Raw genomic sequence first — 5,043 nt, 5'->3', positions numbered from 1 at the left:
GCCCCCCGCGGGGGGGGGCCGCACCCCGTGGTGGGGGGGGGGGGGGGCGCCCCCCCCCCCCCCGGGCCCCCCCCCCCCCCCGGGGGCCCCCCCCCCCCCCCCCACCGCGGGTGCGCCCAGGCGCATCCCGGTCGATTGGAGCCGGGGCCACAGGTCGAGGGCCCTGGTCACGCTCATGTTGGCCTGTGCCGGCAGGTCGGGTTCGTTGAATCCGAGCAGGGTCGTGCCTTCCTGCCTGGCTGTTCGCAGTTGTGCGTCGGTCACCGAGCCCGCGCCCCAGATCATGGGGACGAACTCGACGCCGGCCGGCGGTTTGATCTGTTGGCGGTCCGAGGCCCAGGTGTAGAACCAGCCGGCCCTGGAGTCGGCCAGCGCCTTGGTGACGTCGGTGAAGTTCCAGGCGCTCACGCCTTTCTTCTTCGCCGGAGCGGCGGTCGCGTCGGCCGTACTGCCGACGGTGAGGCAGGTGAGTACCGCGAGCAGGGCGGTGAACAGGCGCATTCGGCGTGGCAAGGCGTTCCTCTCTTCGGTCGCGCGGTCGCGGTCGTGACGGGGCCGCGGTGGCCCTGGAGTCTGGGGGCCGGGGTCCGGGGCGGGTGGCTCACGCGGTGGGGCCGAAGGTGACGGTGAAGCCGCTGCAGCGGCTGCACTGCTGCATCACCTTGTTGCCCGGCGTCTGGTCCTGCTTGGACCACGTGTAGGCCTTGGGACACTTCGCGCTGAGCGCGCGGCTGTAGCTGCTGGGGGTGTCCCGGCTGGGGTTGGTGCACAGCATCGGCTTGCCGTCCGGCCCGCGCGTCAGGTCGGCGGGCGGGCAGTAGGGCAGCAGGTTCGCTGCGCAGCCCCGTGTGTCGCAGCCTCCGCCGGCGGGGGTCGTGGCGTTCACCGGAGTGATCGTGATCGGCAGCGAGAACGCGTTCACGTAGCTCACGTCGTACCAGGGGGCGGCGCCGTCCTTGGCGTCGAAGTTGAACTCCGCGAGGCTGGCGGGTTGTTCGCCCGTCGTGCAGTGGTCGGCGGCCGGGCCGCAGTCGGCCACCTGGCAGTGGAAGGTGCTGCCGGGGGTCCCGCCGCATCCTTGGCGTGCGAAGAACTTCCCACGCCAGTGGAACGGGGCGGTGGTCTCGGGGATCGTCACCGTCGCCGACTGGCCGGGAGCCAGGACCGGTAGCCGGGTGAACTGCTTCGACCCGTCGGCGTTGACGCCGCTTCCGATCCACAGCTTCTGCGACGAGTGGTTCACGAACGTCACCGTGTGGTTGACCGCGGCGGCCGCGACCGTCGCGGTGCGGGCCGGCGCTGCCACACCCGTGACGGTCGCGCCCGTCGCCGCGCTCGCGCTCGGCAGTACCGCGGTCAGTGCGGCGGCGGCCGCCGCGACGAACAGTCTGGTCAGGAATCCGCGCATGACTTCTCCGTTCCGTTCAGCAGGTCAGATTGGTGCCGGGGGAGGTGCCGAGGACGCGTGCGGACCGCTGGTACAGGTTGACCCTGTCCTGTATCTCGGCGATGTTCCTGCCGTCGCACTCCACGGCGCCGTTGATGCTGCGGATCGTCTGGCCGGACTGGGTGTTCCAGTGCCAGAGCGCGCTCTTCCACGCGATCCGGGGGTTGGTCTGGAGCAGGTCGGGGTGGTGGAGCAGGTCGATGTGCAGGGCGTCCCCCGCCGCTTTGCAGGTGGAGTTCCAGCCGAGCTGGAGCGGCCCTCGTCCGTAGGAGGCCGCGCGTCCCGCCGGACACCCGTAGGGGCGGGCGGTGTCGCAGTACGTCGGGTAGTTGGCGGTGTTCTGCTCCACGACGTGGCGCAGGCCGCCGGTCTCATGGCTGGCGTTCGCCAGGAAGGCCGCGGCCTCCCGCCGCTTGAGCGCGTCGTTGCCGGTGTGCGTGAAGCCGGGGTAGGCGCTCATCGCGCCGACCGGTGCGTCGTAGGTGTGGAACCGGTCCCTGTTCGGGGACATCCGGTCGGACTGGGCCTTGTCCATGACGAAGCCGGCCCGGTCCGCCGCTGTCGCGTGTGCCGGTGCGGCCGTCGACAGGCCGGTGGCGTGGGCACAGGTGGGCAGGGTGATCGCCGATACGGCCGTCGCCGCGGCGGCGATCCTCGGGGCTGTGCGTCGAGGGGACACGCGGGGCCTTCCTCCCGTTGCGCAGTGCGGGACATCGGGTCCGCCGGTCTCCTGCTCCCACCGGCGGGTGTGGTCGGGCCGTTCGGGCCGGCCTGGCCGTTCGGGTCGTTCAGGCCGGCCTGGTCGGCGCCGCGGTGGTGTGTCAGGAGCAGGTCTTGTCCGGGTGGTCGTGGGTGATGGCGCAGATCATCGCCTGTGCCCGGCCGTTGTTCGAATACCTGTGCTGAAGCTCGTTCTTGAAGTCCTTCCACTGGCGTGCGATGTCCTTGACGGCGAGGTCGTAGGCGTGGTCGAAGTTGTGGGCGACGACCGAGCGCGGACTGTCCTTCGTGTCCTTGTTCAGGACCCCGTCATGAGTGACGCGGCCCGTGCAGTTGGAAACCGTCCCGCTGTGGTCGCGGTCCGGATAGCAGCCCGTCGCCAGGTCGTGAGGGATGTGGCCGGTGGCGTCCTTGACCCAGTCCGCCCTGCTCATGGAGCTGTAACGACTGATGGAGAAGAACGCGGGCAGGTCGGTGCGCCCCAGGCCGGGAGGGTTCTTGACGCCGATGGCTCCCGGGCCGGCCTGGTCGATCCAGTTGCTGTGGGCGTAGAAGTCCTCGATCTGGTGCCAGCCGCGGCCCAGGTCTTCCAGCACCTCGCACTTCGCCCGTCCCGGCCGGTCGTTCCACGAGCAGGCCGGGGAGATGGAGGTCTGGGCGGCGATGACGCGCCCGTTCGCGTCGACCAGCCGGTCCGCGGCGGCCACGGCCCTCTTGACGTGGTCGATGGAGCCCTCGACGCAGTCGATGATCTCGGCGTTGGACTGCTCGCGGGTGCGGGGGTAGCGGCTGTCGTACCGGGGGTCGAGGTAGTCGGCGTTGTCGCAGTGGAGCTTGCCGATGCCGAAGTACTCGCCGTGGTCGTTGGCGACGATCGCGCCCGAGTTCCCGTCCGCCATCGCCGTCAGCGAGTTCGGGTGCCAGCCGCCCGGGCCCAGGGCGGCCCGGGTGATCTTCTCGTGGTTGCCCCCGCTGAAGGCGTGCGCCGGTGTCGCGGCACCGAGGGCGACGGCACACGCCATCGCGGCGCACGCGGCGCCGCAAGCGCGCAGGCGCCGCCGGCGGGAAACGGAGAGGGGATTCATGAGGCCTCCAGTCGCACGATGGACGTCTTCGGCAGGTGTGGGTGCGTCCGGGCACGGAGTCCCGTCCGTACTGCGCAGGCCATGGCGGACCCACGGCGGTACTTGGTGACGAAGCGTCATCAAGTCTGCACCCGTACGTTAGTCGCCGTGCCAATGAACCGACAGACCGTCAGATCGCCAACGCTCCAAGGACCTTAGGCCGCGCACCGCGGCGCCCCCGCGCCACGATGCCCAGGCGCCCGGCCCCGTTCACGGGAACGGGCAGCACACCCCCCGGGCCGCTTCCCGGGCCGGGCTCGTCCACCCGCGACCCGCCCCCGCAGACCCGCCCCCGCACCAAAACAGAGCAGAGATTCTGTACAGCCCCCTCCGCCAGCAGAACGTCAATTCTTCTTGACACAGGGCGCAGTGCCACGGCTCACCGACACACGCAAAGAACTCCGGCGCACCCAGATCACCGAGGCCGCCGTACGATGCTTCAGCCGCAACGGCCTGGAGCGGACCTCGATCGCCGACATCACGGCCGAGTCCGGCCTCTCGGCCGGCTCGATCTACGCCCACTACCGCAGCAAGGCCGACCTGGTCCAGGCCTCCGCCCACGCGCTGCTCGCCGAACGCGCCGAAGCCCTCGGTGAGTACGCCGCGAGCGACAGCCCGCCCGACCCCGCCGAGGCCCGGGCCGGCGTGCAGACCTGGGGCGAGGCGACCACCAACCCGGCCATCCGCCACATCGTCGCCGACACGGTCGACCGGATGCGCGCCCATCCAGGCAGTCAGCGGCCCGTCGAAGTCGACCGCGACCAGCGGCCCCAGCCGCCGGCGCCCCACCCGCTCGCCCAGCCGCCGGCAGAACGCCCCGTCCGCCGGCAGCGCCCGGGGCCGCCCGGCCCCGCTGTCCCGCTGTCCCGCCACACCAACTCGGCCATCACCGGATCCAGCAGCGCATGCGCGACCTCCACCACCTTGGGGAGGACCGCCGCATCACGCGCCACCGCCCGCCAGTACCAGAAATCGCCGCCCGCGTCCCCGCCCGCCAGGGTGTGCAGCCGCGCCGGCCACCTCACCGCCCCCGTGCCCACTCCGGGCACGGGGGCCACGAGCTGCTCGCTGCCGTCCGCGGCCCGCCCCAGAGCCCTACTCACCACACGGCAGCAACGGCAGGAGCGCGATGACTTCCTCGACGAACTCCTTCGCGACAGGTTTCCCAAGCGTGGGCTCCGGCAGTGCCCCCGCCAGCGCAGACCTTCAAGGAGCAGATACGCCCCGAAACGTCGTGACCAACCCAGCCCGTCCATCAGAGCTGACTGCCAGATCCTCATCGCCGAACCGCCAGTGATGCACGGGTATGCGCTTAACTGAGCGGCATTGAGGCGGCCTTGAGGATCTCGCAGGACCGGCGAAGCTCGGCGTTCTCCTTGCGCAGAACGGCCAGCTCCTCCTTCTCCATGGTGGTCAGCCGGTCGTCACGCTCGCCCCGGTCCGCTTCGTCCTGACGGATCCAGTTCCGCAGGGCCTCGTGGTGAACTCCGAGATCGCGGGCCATCTGCCGGATCACGGGCTTCGGATCGGTAGCCCGGTACGCGGGAACAGCGCGCTGCCACAACTCGGGCGGGTATTTCATCGGTGCAGCCATGACAGAGACTCCCTTCTCATGGTCCATCAGGCCATGTCCGGCAACCTTCCGCACCTCGGGGGAACCTCAAGCCGGTGCGGGGTCTGCGTCCAGGCAGTGCCCGTTCCAGGCGTTCACGATTTGGCCCGTGTCGGTGAAATACCACTACTGGTTCCTGG

At 70.7% G+C, this 5,043-nt stretch carries 6 protein-coding genes; 1 reads left to right on the top strand and 5 read right to left on the bottom strand.

Annotated elements, in window-relative coordinates:
• From ACFV6I_RS19190 to ACFV6I_RS19175, 4 genes are all read right to left on the bottom strand, one after another.
• A partial coding sequence (locus ACFV6I_RS19190) for a glycosyl hydrolase (protein WP_380426493.1) occupies positions 1-513 on the bottom strand: 513 nt, incomplete at its 3' end.
• An 88-nt stretch (positions 514-601) separates the two neighbouring features.
• The gene (locus ACFV6I_RS19185) at positions 602-1,408 is read right to left on the bottom strand and encodes a thaumatin family protein (protein WP_380426491.1); all 807 of its coding nucleotides are present in this window, start codon (positions 1,406-1,408) and stop codon (positions 602-604) included.
• A 16-nt stretch (positions 1,409-1,424) separates the two neighbouring features.
• Complete coding sequence (locus ACFV6I_RS19180; RefSeq protein ID WP_380426489.1) at positions 1,425-2,126, bottom strand: chitinase; 702 nt, start codon at positions 2,124-2,126, stop codon at positions 1,425-1,427.
• A gap of 142 nt (positions 2,127-2,268) precedes the next feature.
• The gene (locus tag ACFV6I_RS19175; protein ID WP_380426487.1) at positions 2,269-3,252 is read right to left on the bottom strand and encodes a hypothetical protein; all 984 of its coding nucleotides are present in this window, start codon (positions 3,250-3,252) and stop codon (positions 2,269-2,271) included.
• 408 nt (positions 3,253-3,660) lie between these two features.
• On the opposite strand from ACFV6I_RS19175, the gene ACFV6I_RS19170 reads away from it, so the two are divergent.
• Positions 3,661-4,611: a TetR family transcriptional regulator gene (locus ACFV6I_RS19170; RefSeq protein WP_380426485.1), complete on the top strand. Its 951-nt coding sequence runs from the start codon at positions 3,661-3,663 to the stop codon at positions 4,609-4,611.
• On the opposite strand, the gene ACFV6I_RS19165 is transcribed toward ACFV6I_RS19170, so the two are convergent.
• Positions 4,604-4,885 (bottom strand): transposase, encoded by a 282-nt coding sequence (locus ACFV6I_RS19165; RefSeq protein WP_380426483.1) that lies wholly within the window; start codon positions 4,883-4,885, stop codon positions 4,604-4,606. The genes ACFV6I_RS19170 and ACFV6I_RS19165 overlap by 8 nt on opposite strands.
• Positions 4,886-5,043: the final 158 nt, after the last annotated feature.

The sequence above is a fragment of the Kitasatospora sp. NPDC059803 genome (assembly GCF_042732255.1).
GTDB lineage: Bacteria > Actinomycetota > Actinomycetes > Streptomycetales > Streptomycetaceae > Kitasatospora.
Note: the sequence above shows the minus strand (reverse complement) of the source record. Positions and strands in the feature narration are given on the sequence as shown.

Bases quoted from the DNA above. Each gene is read 5' to 3' on its own strand.
- ACFV6I_RS19185 (WP_380426491.1), bottom strand. From the start codon at position 1,408: ATGCGCGGATTCCTGACCAGACTGTTCGTCGCGGCGGCCGCCGCCGCA.
- ACFV6I_RS19175 (WP_380426487.1), bottom strand. From the start codon at position 3,252: ATGAATCCCCTCTCCGTTTCCCGCCGGCGGCGCCTGCGCGCTTGCGGC.
- ACFV6I_RS19165 (WP_380426483.1), bottom strand. From the start codon at position 4,885: ATGGCTGCACCGATGAAATACCCGCCCGAGTTGTGGCAGCGCGCTGTT.